Below are 18267 nucleotides of genomic sequence, written 5' to 3' on the forward strand. Positions count from 1 at the left end.
TCGTCCCCACCCCCCGTCGCCGCCGCGGTGACCGCTGCCGGCTTCGACCCGCGCTCCGGCTCGCTGATCGAGCGGGCGCTGTTCAACCACCGCGGCATCGTGCTGTGGCTGTGCGCGCTGGTCACCGTGCTGCTGGGCTGGCAGGCAACGCGGCTGCAGCTCAACGCCAGCTTCGAGAAGACGATTCCCGCGTCGCATCCGTATATCCGCAACTTCCTGGCCCAGCAGGCGGAGTTGAGCGGCCTGGGCAATGCGGTGCGCATCGCGGTCGAGAACCCGAACGGCTCGATCTACGACGCGGCCTACCTCGACACGCTGCGCAAGCTCAGCGACGAGGTGTTCCTCGTGCCGGGCGTGGCGCGCAACCAGATGAAGTCGCTGTGGACGCCCAGCACGCGCTGGGTCGGCGTCACCGAAGAAGGGCTCGAGGGCGGCCCGGTCATCCCCGATGGCTACGACGGCTCGCCCGGCAGCCTGGAGCGGCTGCGCGCCAACATCGCCCGCTCGGGCGAGATCGGCCAGCTCGTCGCGCTCGATGCGAAATCCAGCGTGATCTACCTGCCGCTGCTGGCGCGCAATGCCGACGGCCAGGCCATCGACTACGGGCAGCTCGCCGGCCGGCTGGAGACGCTGCGAGCGAAGTACGAGTCGCAGGGCGTGCGTATCCACATCACCGGCTTCGCGAAGATCGTCGGCGACCTGATCGACGGCGTGCGCGCGGTGCTGGTCTTCTTCGCGCTGGCGGTGCTGATCGCCGCGGCGATGGTCTACGGCTACACCCGCTGCGTGCGCTCCACCGGGCTCGTCGTCGCGGCCTCGCTGATCGCGGTGGTCTGGCAGCTCGGCCTGCTGCCGCTGCTGGGGCAGTCGCTGGACCCGTACTCGATCCTGGTGCCGTTCCTGGTGTTCGCCATCGGCATGAGCCACGGCGCGCAGAAGATGAACGGCATCATGCAGGACATCGGCCGCGGCCTGCGTTCGCTGGGCCGCCCCGAGAACGCAGGCCGGAGCGCGCAGCGCGAAGGCTTCCAGGATCTCAAGCTCGTCGCCGCGCGCTACACCTTCCGCCGCCTGTTCCTGGCCGGGCTGACCGCGCTGCTGGCCGATGCGGTGGGCTTCGCGGTGCTGCTGGTGATCGACATCCAGGCGATCCGCGAGCTGGCGATCGCCGCGTCCATCGGCGTCGCGGCGCTGATCTTCACCAACCTGATCCTGCTGCCGATCCTGCTGAGCTACTCAGGCGTCAGCGCCCCGGCGGCCGCGCGCAGCCTGCGCGCCGAGGCCGCCGATGCGGCCGGTGCCGACAAGCATCCGCTGTGGGCCTTTCTCGACCGCTATACGCAGCGGCGCCACGCGGCCGTGGCCATCGGCGTGGCCGCGCTGCTGGGCGCGCTGGGCTTTGCGGCCAGCACGCAGCTGAAGATCGGCGACCTCGACCCCGGCGCGCCCGAGCTGCGCGCCGACAGCCGCTACAACCGCGACGTCGCGTTCATGAACGCGGCCTACGGCGCTTCCAGCGACGTGCTGGCGGTGATGGTCAAGACGCCGGACGGCCAGTGCGCGCAGTACGCGACGCTGAACCAGGTCGACGCACTCGAATGGCAGCTGCGCCAGCTCGACGGCGTGGAGAGCACCAACTCGCTCGCGCTGCTGAACCGCCGCGTGCTGGCCGGGCTGAACGAGGGCAACCCGAAGTGGTACGAGTTCCTGCCCAACCAGGACATGCTCAACACCGTGACGGCGGGCGCGCCGCGCGGGCTGTACAACGACGCCTGCGGCCTGCTCACGCTGTACGTCTACCTGCGGGACCACCGGGCCGAGACGCTGGCGCGCGTGGTCGGGCATGTCGAGGCCTTCGCCGCCTCCAACGACAGCGCGCAGGCGAAGTTCCTGCTCGCCGCCGGCTCGGCCGGCATCGAGGCGGCGACCAACATCGTCGTCAAGGACGCCTGGCGCACGATGCTCGCGCTCGTCTATGCGGCGGTGGCGCTGCTGTGCTTCGTCACCTTCCGCTCGTGGCGGGCGGTGCTGGTCGCGGTGCTGCCGCTGCTGCTGACCTCGGTGCTGGCCGAGGCGCTGATGGTGGCCTTGGGCATGGGCGTGAAGGTGGCCACGCTGCCGGTCATCGCGCTGGGCGTGGGCATCGGCGTGGACTACGCGCTCTACATCCTCAGCGTCACGCTGGCCAACCTGCGCGAAGGTCGCAGCCTGTCGGAAAGCTACTACCGCGCGCTGCTGTTCACCGGCAAGGTGGTGATGCTGACCGGGCTGACGCTCGCCATCGGCGTTATCACCTGGGTCGCCAGCCCCATCAAGTTCCAGGCCGACATGGGGCTGCTGCTCGCCTTCATGTTTCTCTGGAACATGCTCGGCGCGCTGGTGCTGCTGCCGGCGCTGGGCCATTTCCTGCTGAAGCGCACCGGCACCAGCGCCGAGAACTCGGCGGCCTTCCATGGCGCGCTGCGGGCGCATTCCTGAGCGAGGACCTCGATGAATCCTGCCTCCCCCGTGCCGCGCCGCCGCGTGGCGATCATCGGCGCCGGCCCTGGCGGGCTCGCCGCGGCGCTCGCCTTCCACCGCGCCGGCCATGAGGTGCGCCTGTTCGAGCGGCAGGAAGGGGTCCGGCCGCTCGGCGGTGCGGTGCTGCTGTCGCTGCCGGTGCTGTCGGTGCTGCGCGACATGGGTGTCGACATCCGCGAACTCGGCGCCTACGGCGTCACCGAGTTCCGCAACCACCGCGGCCGGCTGCGCGCGCGACTGCCGTTCAATCCCCGCGCCGAGGCACGCGCCGGCCTGCCGGGCTGGCACTACGGCATGCTGCGTTCGGCCGCGGTGGAACGCATGCTCGCGGTGATGCCGCCCGGTCTGATTCGCGCGGGCAAGTCTTTTGCGCGTTATGCCGAGACGGCGGATGCGGTGACCGCCCACTTCGACGACGGCAGCCACTGGGAAGTCGACCTGCTGGTCGGCGCCGACGGCATCCGCTCGACCGTGGCGCAGCAGACCTTTGGCGAGCTCGGCCTGTTCCACTGCGGCATCCAGGTCTGGCTGGCCTGGTGCCACTGCGACGACCTGCCGCGCGAGGTCGGGTGGATCTCGCACTCGCGCACCGTGCAGGCGAGCTTCTTCCCGATCCTGCACGAAGGCCGGCCGGCCGTGGAGTGGTGGCTGGTCGAGCCGTGGAACGAAGGCCAGCGCTTCGACGGTGACGTGCGCGCGCACCTGACCCAGCACCTGCGCGGCTGGGCCGACCCGCTGCCGCGCCTGGCCGCGGCCACCGACTTCGAGCGTCATTGCTTCCGCTGGGAGATCTACAACCGTCCGGCACTCGCCAGCTGGTCCCGGGGCCGCGTGTCCTTCGTCGGCGACGCGGTGCATCCGGTCTCGCCGTATGCGGCCTACGGCATGGGCATGGCGATCGAGGACGGCTGGTGGCTCGCGAAAAGCCTCGAAGGCGCGGACCTCGCGCGGCGCGACGAGCTGGCCCAGGGCCTCGCGGCGTACGACCGCCAGCGGGTCGCCTACACGAACAAGAACGCGAAGATCGCCCGTCATATGGGCCACCTGTTCCACCGCACGCCGTGGCCGCTGTCGGCGCTGCGCGATGCCGTGTTCGACCACACCCCCTTGCTCGAGGCGATGCTGGTCGAGAACTACCTGAAGGACGCCGAGATGCAGATGGAAACGCTGCCGATCGCGGCGCACTGATCCCCGGAGCGAAGAAGAGCCTCATGTTCAAGTATTTCCCCACCAACTACGTCTGGAACCTCTCGGTCAACCTGGCCATCGAGATGGGCGCGCGCATCGGCGAGATCGAGGCGATGTGCGCGCCGCTGCAGGAAGCCGCGAAGGCGCCCGATGCCGCCGGCACCCAGGCCTTCCGCGAGACCTGGGTCACGATGGCCGACAAGCTGTGCGAACTGGCCGCCGAAGACGAGGCGCGCGGCCGCCTGGTCTCGGCCGGCGAGAAGTACCGCCGCGCCTCGGCCTACCTGACCACTGCCGAGCGGCTGCAGGCGCATGGCTCGGCGGGCCGGATAGCCATCTATCGGCGCGAGCTCGCGCTGTTCCAGAAGGGCCTGCGCCTGCTCGGCGACCCGGTGCGCCGCGTCGAGATCCCCTACGAAGGCCGGCAACTCTCCGCCCTGTACCGCCCCGCCGATGGCCTGAAGCCCGGCCAGCGCGCACCGCTGCTGGTGCAGCTCAACGGCCTGGATTCGACCAAGGAGATGAAGTACCTGGTCGGCCTGCCGGCCTGGCTGGCGCAGCGCGGCGTCTCGTCGCTGGTCGTCGACCAGCCCGGCACCGGCGAGGCGCTGCGCCTGCACGGCCTGACGGCGCGCTTCGATGCCGAGCACTGGGCCAGCCGTGTCGTCGACTGGCTCGAGACCCGCGAGGACGTCGATGCCCAGCGCATCGGTTGCGAGGGCGTCTCGCTCGGCGGCTACTACTGTCCGCGCGCCGTCGCGATGGAGCCGCGCTTCGCCTGCGGTGTCGCCTGGGGCGCCAACCACGACTGGCGCGAGGTGCAGAAGCGCCGGCTCGAGAAAGAGGGCGACTTCCCGGTGCCGCACTACTGGGCGCATGTGTGCTGGGTATGGGGCGCGAAGGACATCGACGAGTTCATGCGCATCGCCGAAGACGTGCACCTGGACGGCGTGGTCGAGAAGATCCGCGTGCCCTTCCTCGTCACGCACGGCGAGCGCGATTCGCAGATCCCGTTGAAGTGGGCGCACCGCACCTACGAGCAGCTGGTCAACAGCCCGAAGCGAGAGCTGAAGATCTTCACCGACCGCGAAGGCGGCGTGCAGCACGCGAGCTTCGACAACAGCATCAATGCCGGCCAGTACATCGCCGACTGGGTCGCTGAGACCCTGGGCGCCAGCACGGCCGCCTGAACTTCCCCAAGGAGCACCATGAACATCATCGGACCCGACGCGCTGGTCTTCGGCGTCGACGACCTCGCCGCCTGCCGGCAGTACCTGATCGACTATGGCCTGGCCGAGGCCGGCGACGGCCGCTTCGAGGCGCTGGACGGCACCGCCGTCGTGCTGCGCGCGAAGGACGATCCCGCACTGCCGGCGGGCCTGGGCACCGCGAGCCTGCTGCGCGAGACGGTCTACGGCGTTGCCGACGCGGCCACGCTGGATTTGATCGAGCACGAGCTGCGGCGCGACCGCGTCGTCACGCGCCGCGACGGCGTGCTGCGCACCGTCGACGACATGGGCTTCGCGCTGGCCTTCCAGGTGACGGTGCGCCGGCCGCTGGCGCTGCCGGCCGAGACGGTCAATGCACCGGGCGCGGTACCGCAGCGCGGCGCCAACCGGCTCGGCCTGAGCCCGGACATGGCGGCGCGGCCGCGCTCGCTGTCGCATGTCGTCTACTTCGTGCCCGACGCGGCGAAGGCCGAGGCCTTCTACGCGCGGCTCGGCTTCGTGACGACCGACCGCTTCACCGGCACCGGCCCGTTCATGCGGCCGGCCGGCACGCTGGAGCACCACACGCTGTTCATGATCCAGACGCCGCCGTTCATGAAAGGCTGCGAGCACTTCACCTTCCACATGGGCGGGCCCACTGAGGTGCTGCTGGCCGGCACGCGCTTCGTCGAGAAGGGCTATGAAAGCTTCTGGGGCCCGGGCCGCCACAAGTTCGGCAGCAACTGGTTCTGGTACTTCAACTCGCCGCTGGGCTGCCACGTCGAGTACGACGCCGACATGGACCTGCACGACGCGCAGTGGGTGCCGCGCGAGGCGCCGGCCAACGAGGACAGCTCGCAGCTCTTCCTGTTCAAGCCGACCGAGAAGTGGTTCCCGTCCGGCCCGCCGCCGAAGCACTGAGCGGCTGAGTCGATCGCCATGGACCGCAGCATTCCCCTGTGCCACCTGAGCGAGCTGCCCGACGGCAGCGTGCGCGGCTTCGACCTGCGCGGCAGCGGCCGCGACACGGTCTTCGTCGTGCGCCGTGGCGCGCTGCTGAAGGCCTACGCGAACGCCTGCCCGCACCATGGCACGCCGCTGCCCTGGCGCAAGAACGCCTACCTGAACGCCGCCGGCGACCGCATCGTCTGTGCCGCGCACGGCGCGCTGTTCGAGATCGACACTGGCGTCTGCACGCTCGGGCCCTGCCTGGGCGATGCGCTGACGCCGGTGCCACTGACCCTGCAAGACGACGGCGAGCTGTGCCTCGCCGCGATGCCCTTCGAGGAGACCTCCCCATGACACTCGCCACCCGACGCATCCTGATCATCGGCGGCGGCTTTTCCGGCATGGCCGCCGCCATCGAACTGCGCAAGCAGGGCGCCGAGGTCGACCTGGTCGAGATCGACCCCGGCTGGCGCAACTACGGCGCCGGCATCAGCCTGGGGGGTGCGACCTTGCGCGCCTTTCGGCAGTTAGGCATCCTCGAAGCCTTCCTGCGCGAAGGCAACGCGGCCGATGGCGTGCAGATCTGCGCGCCGCACGGCCCGCAGGTGGCCGAGCTGCCGACGCCGCGCCTTGCCGGCCCCGATGTGCCTGGCGGCGGCGGCATCCTGCGGCCGGTGCTGGCGAAGATCCTCGCCGACGCGACGCGCGCTTCGGGCACGAACGTGCGCCTGGGCTGCACGTTCACGTCGATCGCGCAGGACGCCGAGGGCGTGGAGGTCCGCTTCAGCGATGGCACCCAGGGCCGCTACGAACTCGTGATCGGCGCCGACGGCCTGTACTCGAAGACGCGCGAGGCGCTGTTCCCCGACGCGCCGAAGCCGCGCTACAGCGGCCAGGCGGTGTGGCGCGCGGTGCTGCCGCGCCCGCCCGAGGTGACGACCGCGATGATGTGGATGGGCCGCGTGAAGCCCGGCGTCAACCCGGTCTCGCGGGACCAGATGTACCTGTTCCTCACCGAGCACCGGCCGGGCAACGAACGCGTGGACCCGAAGGACTTCGTGCCGCTGCTGCGCGCGCTGCTGGCCGAGTTCCCGGCGCCGCTGCTGCAGCGCATCCGCGACCAGATCGACGAGCAGGCGCAGATCGTCTTCCGCCCGCTGGAAGGCCTGCTGCTGCCGCGGCCCTGGTTCAGCGGCCGCGTGGTGCTGATCGGCGACACGGTGCATGCCACCACGCCGCACCTGGCCAGCGGCGCCTGCATCGGCATCGAGGACGCGCTGGTGCTGGCCGAGGAACTCGCGCAGCGTGCCACGCTGCCGCAAGCCCTGCAGGCCTTCCAGGACCGGCGCTGGGAGCGCTGCCGCATGGTGGTCGAGAACTCGTTCCGCCTCGGCGAGATCGAGATGAGCAACGGCAGCCGCGACGAGCACGCGCAGATCATGCGCGACTCGCTGATGGCGCTGGCCCAGCCGATCTGAGCTGCAGGCAGAGGCCACACCGATGATCACGACCGCTTCGAGGCGCGGGCGCCTGGCGCTGATGGTGGCGCACTGCGCCGGCATGCTGGACCTGGTGGCGCTGCCCGTCTGGGTGGGCACGCTGATGGCGCACCACCGGTTCGATCCGCAGCAGGCCGGCGGCCTGGCGACGATCTTCCTCGTCGGCGCGGTGCTCGCCAGCGTCGCGCTCGCGCCGCGCTTCGGCCGGCTGCCGCGTCGCCGCGTCGCCACGGCAGGCTTCGGCCTGGCGGCGCTGGCGTTCTTCGCCGCGTCATCGCAGAGCGGCTTCGGTGCCATGGCTGCGCTGCATGCGCTGGCCGGGCTTTCGGCCGGCGCGGCGCTCAGCGTCACGCACGGCACGATTGCGCGGGCGGCCAATCCGCACCGGCTGTTCGCGCTGGTCGGCGCGGCGCTCGGCGTGTTCGCCATCGCGTTCTTCGCGACGGTGCCGCCGCTGCTGGCCGCGCGGGGCGGGCCGATGCTGTTCCGCGTCTTCGCGGTCGTGATGGGCGTGGCGGCCGCGGTCGCGCTGCTGGCCTTTCCGCAGCAGGATGCGCCGGCGGCCGCGCAGGCCGCTGCGCCCGCGGAACGGGCCGTGCCATTCCCGCGCGCGGTGTGGTTCGGCATCGTGGGCATCGGCGGCATGGGCCTGGTGCAGGCCATGACCTTCGCCTTCCTCGAGCGCGTCGGCGCGGCGCGCGGCTTCGAGGCCAGCGCGGTCGCGGCGGTGCTGGTCGCGATGAGTGGGGTCAACCTGGCGCCGGCCCCGCTGGCCGCGCTGCTGCAGCGGCGGCTGGACGCCCGCGCGGTGCTGCTGGCCGGGCCGGTGCTGCAGGCGCTGGGCGTGGCGGCCATCATGCTGTCGACCGCCTTCATGCCGTATGCGGCAGCGGCCGCGGTGTTCGCGGCGGTGATGATCTTCACCCACACCTTCGCCTTCGGCCTGCTGGCGCGGCTGGAGTCCAGCGGCCGCGCGCTCGCCGCGACGCCGGCGATGGTGATGACCGGCGCCGCCATCGGCCCGATCCTCGGCGGCACGCTGGTCAAGGCCTTCGGCTACGGCAGCCTCGCGCTGGCGGCGGCGGTGGTCGCCGTGGTGTCGGTGGGCTGCTTCCGGCAGTTGCCGTCGCGGCCCGCGGCGGTGGCGCGCGAGGTGCTGGCATGAACGGGCCGGCGAGCGTGCGGCAACGCCTGTGGCGGGGCACCGGCGCGCTGGTGCTGCTGCTGGTGATGATGGCCGCCGGCGCGATCTGGCAGCTGCGCGAGATGAGCGCGCAGATGCAGACCATCGTGCTCGGGCATGGCCATCGCGGCGAGCTGGCGCACCAGCTGCACGCGGCGCAGCTCAAGTGGATGGAACGCCTGCGGGCGCTGCTGCTGATGAGCGACCCCGAGGACGTGAAGGCCCAGGTGGCGGAGCTCGACGCCGCCGAGCGTGCCTACGGCGAGGCCGAGTCCCTGCTCGGCCAGGCGCTGGACGCGGCCGGTGTCGACCCCGCGATGCGGCAGGCCCTGGCCGAGGTGCGCACGCTGCGCGAGGCCGTGGCACCGTCTTATGCGCAGGCGGCCAGAAGCCTGCAGGGCGGGGCGGGCCGCGAAGGCGCGCTGGCGCTGCTGTTGCCGGCCGAGGCCACCGAGACGCGCTGGCGCACCGGCATCGGCACGCTGGTGGCGCTGGCCACGCGCGCGGCCCGCGCCGAGTTCGAGCAGGCCACCCGTCGCCAGCAGGTGGCGGTGCCCCTGCTGGGCGTTGCGGCGGCCGGGGCGGTGGCCGCGGCCCTGTGGATGGCGATGGCCCTGGTGCGCGGCATCACGCAGCCGATCGATGCGGCCGTGCGCGTGGCCGAGGACATCGCCCAGGGCCGGCTCGACGCGACCCTCGACACCCGGCGCGGCGACGAGTTCGGGCGTCTGGCCGCCGCGATGGCGACGATGCAGCAGAAGCTGCGCGACACCGTCGGCGCGCTGGCGGCCTCGGCCGATGCGGTGCTCGCCGCCAGCGGCGAGATTGGCGGCGGCAGCCAGCACCTGTCCGAGCGCGCCGAGGGCGCGGCCGCGCGACTGGCCGAGACCGCCTCGGCCGTGCGCGCACTGCGCCGCAGCGTGACCGAGGGAGCCGACGCCGCCCGCCAGGCCAGCACGCTGGCTGCCACCGCGCGCCTGGACGCCCAGCAGGGGCATGCGGCCGTGGCGCGCCTGGTGGCGCAGATGCAGTCCATCGAGACGGCGGCCCGCCGCATCACCGAGATCGTCGAAGCCATCGACGGCATCGCCTTCCAGACCAACGTGCTGGCGCTCAATGCCTCGGTCGAGGCGGCGCGCGCGGGCGAGCATGGCCGCGGCTTCGCGGTGGTGGCGTCGGAGGTGCGCGCGCTGGCCGGTCGCGCGGCCGAGGCCGCCGCGCAGATCCGCGGCCTGAGCATCGACACGTCGGCACGCATCCAGCAGGGCAGCAGCAGCGTCGGTGACCTGCAGGCCACCGTCCACCGCCTGGTGGGGGCCGCGCAGGACGTGGCGCGAACCGTCGAAGGCGTGGCCACCGGCGCGACGGAACAGGGCCAGGCCCTGGCCTGCGTCGACGACATGGTGCTGCAGCTGGACGCCAGCACGCAGCAGAACGCCGCGCTGGCCGAGCAGCTCAGCGCGGCGGCGCAGTCGCTGCATCAGCGGGCCACTGAACTGCAGCAGGTGGTGGGCGGCTTCCGCCTCGAGCCGCTGCCCGATAGCGCGGCGCCGGCATCGGCCCCCGACGCACCGCGCCGAGCATCTTTTCAGAAGGAACTTTCCGCATGAGCTTCCCCCCCATCCACCGCGTGGTCACCGGCCACGACGCCGAGGGCAAGGCCGTCGTCGCGAGCAACGGCCCGTTGCCGAAGGTGGCCGAGATCACCGCGATCCCCGGCACCGTGTTCCACGAGGTCTGGGCGACGAGTGGCACGCCCGCGCCGGTGGACAACGGACCCGACCCGACGGCCGGCCCGCTGATGTTGCCGCCGCCCAAGCAGGGCACGCGCATCCGCTTCGTCGACATTCCGCCGGACAGCGCCGAGTTCCTGGCCCACGGCGCGCAGCGCATGGGCGAGGCCTTCGCGCAGATCGGTGACGCGGCGGCCTCCACCGTGAAGGCCGGCTCGCCGCATCCGCTGATGCACCGCACCGAGTCGGTCGACTACGGCATCGTGATCGACGGCGAGATGACGCTGGTGCTCGACGACAGCGAGGTGCTGCTCAAGCCCGGCAGCGTGGTCGTGCAGCGCGGCACCAACCATGCGTGGGCCAACCGCAGCGGCCGGCCGTGCCGGATGCTGTTCGTGCTGGTCGACGGGGCCTACGATCCCGCCATTGCGGCGGCGCTGGCGCGGCGATGAGCGATCGCGCCGCCCTCCACGTCGTCGTCACCGGCGCGGCCGGCTTCGTCGGCCGCGCATTGGTGGCGCGGCTGCTGCGCGAGCGGCGCGTCGGCGCGCGGCCGCTCGGCGCGTTGACCGCGCTCGACCTCGCGTTCGCCGATGCGGCGCCCGCGGGCACGCGTCAGGCCGAGGGCACGCGTCAGCTCGTGGGCATGCGTCAGCTCGAGGGCAGCATCGCCGATCGGGCCGTCGTCACGCGCGCCTTCGCCGAGCCGGTGGACCTGCTGGTCCACCTTGCCAGCATGCCCGGCGGCAGCGCGGAGCAGCAGCCTGCGCTCGCGCGCGAGGTCAACCTGCACGGCACGCTACACTTGCTCGACGCCTGCGAACGGCAGGTGGCGCAGGGGGGACCAATGCCGCGCGTGGTGTTCGCGAGCACGATCGCGGTCTACGGTGCGGCGATGCCCGCGCTCGTCGACGACGACACGCCCGCCCGCCCGGCGATGGCCTACGGCGCGCACAAGCTGATGGCCGAGATCGCCATCGCGGATGCCACGCGCCGCGGTGGCTGCGACGGTGTCTCGCTGCGGCTGCCCGGCGTGCTGGCGCGGCCGCCGGTGCGCACCGGCCAGCTCTCCGCGTTCCTGAGCGACCTGCTGCGCGAGCCGGCCGCGGGGCGCGACGTGGTCTGCCCGATGTCGCCTGCGGCCACCACCTGGGCCAGCTCCACGCCGAACATCGTCGACAACCTGCTGCATGCGGCGGCGCTGGACACCGCGACATTGCCATCGCACCGCGTGCTGGCCTTGCCGACGCTGCGCTTCTCGATGGCCGAGCTGGTCGATGCGCTCGCCGCGGTGCACGGGCCGCAGCTGCGCCAGCACGTGTGCTTCGCGCCCGAGCCGCGCATCGAAGCGCTGTTCGGCCGCTTTCCCCCGCTGCGCACGCCGGCCGCGGATGCCGCAGGTTTTCGCCACGACGGCGACCTGCCCACGCTGTGCCGGCGCGCGATCGAATCCTGAACGGAGAAGACAACGATGAAACTCGCCACCCTGAAGAACGGCAGCCGCGACGGTCGCCTCGTGATCGTCTCGCGCGACCTGGCTCATGCGGTCGATGCCGCCGGCATCGCACCCACGCTGCAGGCCGCGCTGGACCACTGGTCGCGCTGCGAGCGCGCGCTGCACACGCTGGCCGACGCACTGGAAGCCGGCACGGCGCGCGGCGCCTTCGCCTTCGACCCGGCGCAGGCGATGGCGCCGCTGCCGCGCGCACACCAGTTCGTCGATGCCTCGGCCTTCCTGAACCACGGCGACATCATGGAGCGGGCCTTCAACCTGACGGTGAAGCGGCCCGCAGGCGTGCCGATCCTCGTGCAGCGCCAGGCCGACGATTTCCGCGGCCCCTGCGACGACTACCCGTTCCCCAGCGAAGCCGACCACTGCGACTACGAAGGCGAGTTCGGCGTCATCGTCGACGACATTGCCGCGGGCAGCACCGCCGCCGTTTGCGCGCGGGCCATCCGGCTCGTCGTGCTGCTCAACGACGTCAGCATGCGCCGCTTCGTCGTCCCGGAACTGCAGATGGGCTTCGGCTTCATCAACGCGAAGCCGGCGACCACCTTCGCGCCGGTGGCGGTGACGCCGGACGAGCTGGGCCCTGCCTGGCGCGACGGCCGCGTCGACCTGGACCTGCGGGTGCTGCGCAACGGCGAACTCGTCGGCCATCCGAACGGCGCCGAGATGGACTGGGGCTTCGGCGAACTGCTGGCGCACCTGGCCTACAACCGCGACCTGCGGGCCGGCACGGTGCTCGGCTCGGGCACCGTGTCCAACCGGCGCGCCGAGCAGGTGGGCTCGGCCTGCCTGGCCGAGGTGCGCGCGCTGGAGACGATCGCCCAGGGGCAGCCGGCGACGCCCTGGCTGCGCTTTGGCGAGCGCATGCGCTTCGAGGCGCTCGATGCGCAGGGCCGCAGCGTCTTCGGCGCCATCGACCAACGCTTCGTGGCAAAGGAGGCAGCATGACGACCCCCACGCTCACTTTGTTCGCTGCCCCCCAAGGGGGCTCGGCCTCCCTTGGGGCGGCCCGGCGGGAGGCCGTATGAACCTGCTCAGCCGCGGCCAGCGCCGCTTCGTCGACCTGTCGATCTACCTCGAGAACGACGTGCTGTCCGATCCGCCGCCGCTGGCGCCGAAGATCACCTACCAGCAGCATGCCGACACGCTGCACGAGTTCATGGCGATGCTGCCGGGCACGCAGCCGGAGGACTACCCCGACGGCGAGGCCGCGGCCGCCGAGTGGGTGACGCTGACCACGCACAACGGCACGCACCTCGACGCGCCGTGGCACTTCCATTCGACGCAGGACGCGAAGAACGGCGGCAGCCGGCCCTCGATCACCATCGACCAGGTGCCGCTGGCATGGTGTTTCCAGCCCGGCGTGAAGCTCGACTTCCGCCACTTCCCGGACGGCTACGTGGTGACCGCGGCCGATGTCGCGGCGGAACTCGAACGCATCGGCCACGTGCTGCAGCCGCTGGAGATCGTCGTCGTCAACACCCGGGCCGGATCTCGCTACGGTGAGAGCGACTACGTGCGCACCGGCTGCGGCATGGGCTACGAGGCGACGATGTACCTGCTCGAACGCGGCGTGCGCCTGACCGGCACCGACGCCTGGAGCTGGGACGCGCCGTTTTCCTATACCGCAAAGAAGGTGGCCGAGACCGGCAACAAGGCGCTGATCTGGGAAGGCCACAAGGCCGGCCGCGACATAGGCTACTGCCACCTCGAGAAGCTGCACAACCTGGAGGCGCTGCCGCCGCACGGCTTCGTCATCAGCTGCTTCCCGCACAAGATCCGCGGCGCCTCGGCCGGCTGGACGCGCGCGGTGGCGATCTTCGACGACGGCGGCGACTGAAGGGCCGGCCGGCTGGGCCGCCGCCTGCGCCGTGCGCGACGCCTAGACGCCCAGGTACGCGGCCAGTGCCGGGCTGGCGGCGACCTCGTCGGCGTTGCCGCGCAGCACCACCTGGCCCTTCTGCAGCACCAGGGCGCTGTCGCTGTGGGCCAGCACGCGGCGGTAGTCGCGGTCGACGATCAGCGTGGCGATGCCGCTGGCGCGGATCTCGCCGATCACGCGCCAGATCTCGGCCACGATCAACGGCGCCAGGCCCTCGGTGGCCTCGTCCAGGATCACCAGGCTGGGTTGCGTCATCAGCGCGCGGCCGATGGCCAGCATCTGCTGCTCGCCGCCCGAGAGCTGCGCGCCCAGGTTCTTCAGCCGCTCGGCCAGGCGCGGGAAGGTGCGCAGCACACGCTCGTAGCTCCAGTCGCCGCGGCGCGCGGCCATCAGCAGGTTCTCGCGCACCGAGAGGTTCGGGAACACGCCGCGGCCTTCGGGCACGTAGGCCACGCCCAGGCGCGCCACCTCGTGCGGGCGCGCGCGCGACTGGTCGTGCCCGGCGATCGTGATGCGGCCCTCGCGCTGCGTGACATGGCCCAGCAGGCTGCGGATCAGCGTGCTCTTGCCCATGCCGTTGCGGCCGAGCAGGCCGACCGTCTCGCCGCGGTGGATGGCGATGTCCACGCCATGCAGCACATGGCTGCTGCCGTACCAGGCGTGCAGGCCTTCGGCTTCGAGCAGGGTGTCGGTGCGGGCGGTGGACATCTCAATGGCCTCCGAGGTAGGCCGTTTGAACTTCCGGACTGGCGCGCACCTCGTCCGGCGTGCCGGAGGCGATGACGGTGCCGTTGACCATCACCGTGATGCGGTCGGCGATGCGGAACACCGCGTCCATGTCGTGCTCGACCAGCAGGATGGCGTGGCCGCGCTTCAATTGCGCCAGCAGCGCCAGCATGCGCTCGGTCTCCTCGGCGCCCATGCCGGCCAGCGGCTCGTCCAGCAGCAGCACCTGCGGCGCGGTGGCCAGGCACATCGCGATCTCCAGCTGGCGCTTCTGGCCATGGCTCAGGCTGCCGGCGGTGCGCTGCAGGCTGTCGGCCAGGCCCGCCTGGGCGGCGGCCTCGCGCGCGGCCTGCAGCGTGGCCTCGTCGCGCTGCGCGTCGCGCCACCAGGCCCAGGCCTGCTGCCGGCGCGCCTGCGCGGCCAGGCGGCAGTTCTCCAGCACCGTGAAGCTCGGGTAGATGGTGTTGCGCTGGTAGCTGCGGCCCAGGCCCGCGCGGGCACGGCGCGGCTGCGGCCAGCCGGTGACGTCCTGGCCCAGCAGCTCGACGCGGCCCGAGGACGGCGGAATCTCGCCGGAGAGGATGTTGATCAGCGTGGACTTGCCCGCGCCATTGGTGCCGATCACCGCATGCACCTGGCCGCGTTCGAGCGCGATCGACACGCCGCTCACCGCCACCAGCCCGCCCCAGCGGCGGGTGATGTCCTGGCCGCGCAGCAGCACGGGGTTCGTCGCGTTCATGCGGCACCGCCTTCGGTGGCGGTGGTGTCGGTGGCCGTGTCGGCCGCAGCACCGGCACGCTGCAGCGCGCCGCGCCCCATCAGCCGTTCGCGCCACAACGCCGGCAGCCCCACGAGGCCCTTGGGCAGCAGCGCCACGCTGGCGATGATCGTCAGCCCCAGGCCCAGGTGCCAGTGCTTGGCGAAGGCGCCGAACACGGCCTCGGACTTGAACAGCTCCTGCAGCAGCGCGAAGGCGAAGGCGCCGATCAGCGCACCACGCAGGTGGCCTAGGCCGCCCAGGATGATCATCACCAGCACCGCGCCGCTCTGGTGCCAGGCCATCAGCTCGGGGTTCACGACACCATCCTTCACCGCGAACAGGAAGCCGGCCAGCCCGGCGATCGCGCCCGACAGCGTGAAGGCCGCCAGCTTGTAGGGGTAGGTCGAGAAGCCGGTGGCACGCATGCGCTGCTCGTTGACGCGGATGCCCGCCAGCGCGCGGCCGAAGGGCGAGCGCAGCAGCAGTGCCAGCGCACCAAACACCGCCACCAGGCAGAAGAGCGTGACGCCGTACAGCTGCAGCGGCTGGTCCAGGTCCAGCAGGCTGCCCAGCACCGGCTTGGCCGTGAGGTAGATGCCGTCGGACCCGCCACCCCAGGGCGTGTCGTGCACCAGGTAATAGGCCATCTGCGCGAAGGCCAAGGTCACCATGATGAAGTAGACGCCCTTGGTGCGCAGCGACAGCGCGCCCACCACCAGCGCGTACAGCCCCGCGATGAGCATGCTGGCCGGCAGCAGCCACAGCAGCGCGCCGGCGTCCGACGCGGGCGACAGCATCACCGCCGCATACGCGCCGATGCCGAAGAAGCCGGCCTGGCCGAAGCACACCAGCCCGGTGGCGCCGACCAGCAGTTCCAGGCTCAGCGCGAAGATCGCGTAGACCATGATCTTGCTGACCAGGTCGATGCCGTAGGCACCGGCGGCCAGCGGCCACAGCGCCAGCGCGCCGAAGCACGCCAGCACGAACACCATCGATGCCTTCATCGGCTTCATGCCTTGAACAGCCCGTCGGGCTTCCACAACAGGATCAGTGCCATCAGCACGTACACCAGCACGCCGGCGGCCTGCGGCAGCAGCACCTTGCCGAAGGTGTCGGCCGCACCGATCAGCAGCGCGGCCAGCAGTGCGCCGCGGATCGAGCCGATGCCACCGATCACCACCACCACGAAGCAGACGATCAGCACCGTGTTGCCCATGCCGGGGTACACCGAAGACACCGGCGCGGCCACCATGCCGGCCAACACCGCCAGTGCGACACCGGCGGCGAACACCACGCGGTACAGGAACTGGATGTTCACGCCCAGGCTCTGCACCATCTCGCGGTTGCTGGCGCCGGCGCGGATCATCATGCCCAGCCGCGTGCGGGTGAACACCAGATACATGCCCAGCGCGAGCGCCAGGCACACGCCGCTGACGAACAGGCGGTAGACCGGATAGCTCATCACCGCGCCCAGCGGCAGCGAGCCGTCCAGCAGCGCGGGCACCGCGACGCCATGCACGTCGTCGCCGACCAGCAGGCTGCGCAGTTCCTCGAACACCAGGATCAGGCCGTAGGTCATCAGCACCTGCTGCAGGTGCTCGCGCTGGTACAGGAAGCTGAAGAAGGCCCACTCCAGCACGTAGCCCAGAAGCACCGCCAGCACCAGGCCCACCAGCAGGGTGGCGAAGAAGCCGCCGCCGAAGGTGGCCGCCACCACCGGCGCCAGCGCATAGGCCATGTACGCGCCGATCATGTAGAAGCTGCCGTGCGCCAGGTTGATGACGCCCATGATGCCGAAGATGAGCGTCAGACCCGAGGCGACGAGGAACAGCAGCAGGCCGTACTGCAGTGCGTTGAGGCACTGGATCAGGAAGGTGGCGAAGTCCATGGCGTCACCGCCTGTGCAAGGCGGTGTGGGCAGGGGTTGCGGGGCCCGGTGCGGGGGTCAGAGCTTGCAGCCGCGGGCGGGGTCGGCCAGGGCCTTCACCGCGACACCGACGTTCGTGTTTTCCTTGCCCTTGACCTCGCGGATGTAGAAGTCCTGCACCGGGTTGTGCGCGGCGCTGAAGGCCAGCTTGCCGCGCGGGCTGGGCAGCACGGTCTTGCCCATCGCGTAGTAGAGCTGGTCCTTCTGGCTCACGTCGCCCTTCACCGCATTGAGCCCGGCGCCGAGCAGCTGCGCGGCGTCGTAGCCCTGCACCGCGTAGACGTCGGGCTGCAGCTTGAACTGCTTGGCATAGGACAGGCGGAACTCGTTGTTGCGCGGCGTGTCGATGTTGTCGGCGTAGTGCAGCGAGGTGATCAGCCCCTGTGCCGAGGCGCCCTGCGCTTCGAGCGTGCCGTCGGTCAGGAAGCCCGAGCCCATCAGCGGCACGGTCTTCTTCAGGCCCGCGGCGTCGTAATCTTTGACGAACTTCACCGCGCCGCCGCCGGCGAAGAAGGCGAACACCACGTCGGGCTTCTGCGCGGCGATCTCGGTCAGCAGCGCCTGGAACTCGACGTTCGGGAACGGCAGCGTCAGGTCCTTCACCACCTTGCCGCCGCCTTTCTCGAAGGCCTCGGTGAAGCCCTTCACCGTCTCGGTGCCGGCGGCGTAGTTCCAGGTGATGGTCATCGCCTTCTTGTAGCCCTTCTGCGCGGCCACCACGCCGGTGGCGTAGCCCGGCTGCCAGTTCGAGAACGAGGTGCGGAAGATGTTCTTCGCGCACATCGGGCCGGTCACCGCGTCGGCGCCGGCGTTGGGCACGATCAGCAGCGTGCCGCTTTCCTTGGCGGCCTTGGCCATCGCCATCGCGACGCCCGAGTGCACGGTGCCGACGATCACGTCGACGTTGTCGCGCTTGATCAGCTTGTTGACGTTGTCGGTGGCCTTGGCGGGGTCGCTCTCGTCGTCGACCTTGAAGAACTCGATCTCGCGGCCGCCGAGCTTGCCGCCCTGTTCGTTGACGTAGAGCCGGAAGCCGTTCTCGATGGCCGTGCCCAGTGCCGCGAAGGTGCCGGTGTAGGGCAGCATCAGGCCGACCTTGAGCTTGGCCTGGGCATGGGCCGGGATGGCCGTGAAGGCCGCCAGGGCGGTGGCCAGGGTCAGGGCGGTGGGCAGCAGTCTCATC

General features: G+C 71.2%; 17 protein-coding genes. 12 read left to right on the forward strand and 5 right to left on the reverse strand.

The features are described 5' to 3' along the window. Positions 1-27: 27 nt before the first annotated feature. The 12 genes from ACILR4_RS07220 (at position 28) to ACILR4_RS07275 (ending at position 13629) form a co-directional block, all read left to right on the forward strand. Positions 28-2478, forward strand: a complete 2451-nt coding sequence (locus ACILR4_RS07220) for an RND family transporter (protein ID WP_395700165.1) — start codon at positions 28-30, stop codon at positions 2476-2478. Positions 2479-2490: 12 nt separating this feature from the next. Next, positions 2491-3708, forward strand: a complete 1218-nt coding sequence (locus ACILR4_RS07225; RefSeq protein ID WP_395700166.1) for an FAD-dependent oxidoreductase — start codon at positions 2491-2493, stop codon at positions 3706-3708. Positions 3709-3731: 23 nt separating this feature from the next. Continuing rightward, the gene (locus ACILR4_RS07230) at positions 3732-4898 is read left to right on the forward strand and encodes an alpha/beta hydrolase family protein (RefSeq protein WP_395700167.1); all 1167 of its coding nucleotides are present in this window, start codon (positions 3732-3734) and stop codon (positions 4896-4898) included. A gap of 18 nt (positions 4899-4916) precedes the next feature. Next, positions 4917-5837 carry a VOC family protein gene (locus tag ACILR4_RS07235; protein ID WP_395700168.1) on the forward strand — a complete coding sequence of 307 codons (921 nt, stop codon included), beginning with the start codon at positions 4917-4919 and terminating at the stop codon, positions 5835-5837. Between the two features lie 18 nt (positions 5838-5855). Then, the gene (locus tag ACILR4_RS07240; RefSeq protein WP_395700169.1) at positions 5856-6218 is read left to right on the forward strand and encodes a Rieske (2Fe-2S) protein; all 363 of its coding nucleotides are present in this window, start codon (positions 5856-5858) and stop codon (positions 6216-6218) included. Further along, entirely contained in the window at positions 6215-7342 is a 1128-nt protein-coding gene (locus ACILR4_RS07245) for an FAD-dependent oxidoreductase (RefSeq protein WP_395700170.1), read from the forward strand. The genes ACILR4_RS07240 and ACILR4_RS07245 overlap by 4 nt, the downstream gene beginning before the upstream one ends. A 22-nt stretch (positions 7343-7364) precedes the next feature. Continuing rightward, on the forward strand, positions 7365-8528 hold the full coding sequence (locus tag ACILR4_RS07250; protein WP_395700171.1) for an MFS transporter: 1164 nt from the start codon (positions 7365-7367) through the stop codon (positions 8526-8528). Beyond that, positions 8525-10156, forward strand: a complete 1632-nt coding sequence (locus ACILR4_RS07255; protein ID WP_395700172.1) for a methyl-accepting chemotaxis protein — start codon at positions 8525-8527, stop codon at positions 10154-10156. Before ACILR4_RS07250 ends, ACILR4_RS07255 begins: the two co-directional genes overlap by 4 nt. Then, positions 10153-10731 carry a cupin domain-containing protein gene (locus ACILR4_RS07260; protein WP_395700173.1) on the forward strand — a complete coding sequence of 193 codons (579 nt, stop codon included), beginning with the start codon at positions 10153-10155 and terminating at the stop codon, positions 10729-10731. Before ACILR4_RS07255 ends, ACILR4_RS07260 begins: the two co-directional genes overlap by 4 nt. After that, a complete protein-coding gene (locus ACILR4_RS07265) occupies positions 10728-11735 on the forward strand; it encodes an NAD-dependent epimerase/dehydratase family protein (RefSeq protein WP_395700174.1) in 1008 nt (335 codons plus the stop codon). The genes ACILR4_RS07260 and ACILR4_RS07265 overlap by 4 nt, the downstream gene beginning before the upstream one ends. A gap of 15 nt (positions 11736-11750) precedes the next feature. Then, positions 11751-12737, forward strand: coding sequence for a fumarylacetoacetate hydrolase family protein (locus ACILR4_RS07270; protein WP_395700175.1), 987 nt, complete (start codon positions 11751-11753; stop codon positions 12735-12737). Between the two features lie 76 nt (positions 12738-12813). Further along, positions 12814-13629: a cyclase family protein gene (locus ACILR4_RS07275; RefSeq protein ID WP_395700176.1), complete on the forward strand. Its 816-nt coding sequence runs from the start codon at positions 12814-12816 to the stop codon at positions 13627-13629. A 42-nt stretch (positions 13630-13671) separates the two neighbouring features. Here ACILR4_RS07275 and ACILR4_RS07280 read toward each other — a convergent pair whose 3' ends face one another. From ACILR4_RS07280 to ACILR4_RS07300, 5 genes are read right to left on the reverse strand one after another with little or no spacing between them, the layout of a single operon-like run. Further along, positions 13672-14379, reverse strand: a complete 708-nt coding sequence (locus ACILR4_RS07280) for an ABC transporter ATP-binding protein (protein ID WP_395700177.1) — start codon at positions 14377-14379, stop codon at positions 13672-13674. Position 14380: 1 nt separating this feature from the next. Beyond that, positions 14381-15136 (reverse strand): ABC transporter ATP-binding protein, encoded by a 756-nt coding sequence (locus ACILR4_RS07285; RefSeq protein ID WP_395700178.1) that lies wholly within the window; start codon positions 15134-15136, stop codon positions 14381-14383. Continuing rightward, positions 15133-16161 (reverse strand): branched-chain amino acid ABC transporter permease, encoded by a 1029-nt coding sequence (locus ACILR4_RS07290; protein WP_395700179.1) that lies wholly within the window; start codon positions 16159-16161, stop codon positions 15133-15135. The genes ACILR4_RS07285 and ACILR4_RS07290 overlap by 4 nt, the downstream gene beginning before the upstream one ends. A 5-nt stretch (positions 16162-16166) precedes the next feature. Further along, positions 16167-17045 (reverse strand): branched-chain amino acid ABC transporter permease, encoded by an 879-nt coding sequence (locus tag ACILR4_RS07295; protein ID WP_395700180.1) that lies wholly within the window; start codon positions 17043-17045, stop codon positions 16167-16169. Between the two features lie 57 nt (positions 17046-17102). Further along, entirely contained in the window at positions 17103-18266 is a 1164-nt protein-coding gene (locus ACILR4_RS07300) for an ABC transporter substrate-binding protein (protein ID WP_395700181.1), read from the reverse strand. Position 18267: the final 1 nt, after the last annotated feature.

Source organism: Aquabacterium sp., assembly GCF_044226965.1.
Lineage (GTDB): Bacteria > Pseudomonadota > Gammaproteobacteria > Burkholderiales > Burkholderiaceae_C > Pseudaquabacterium.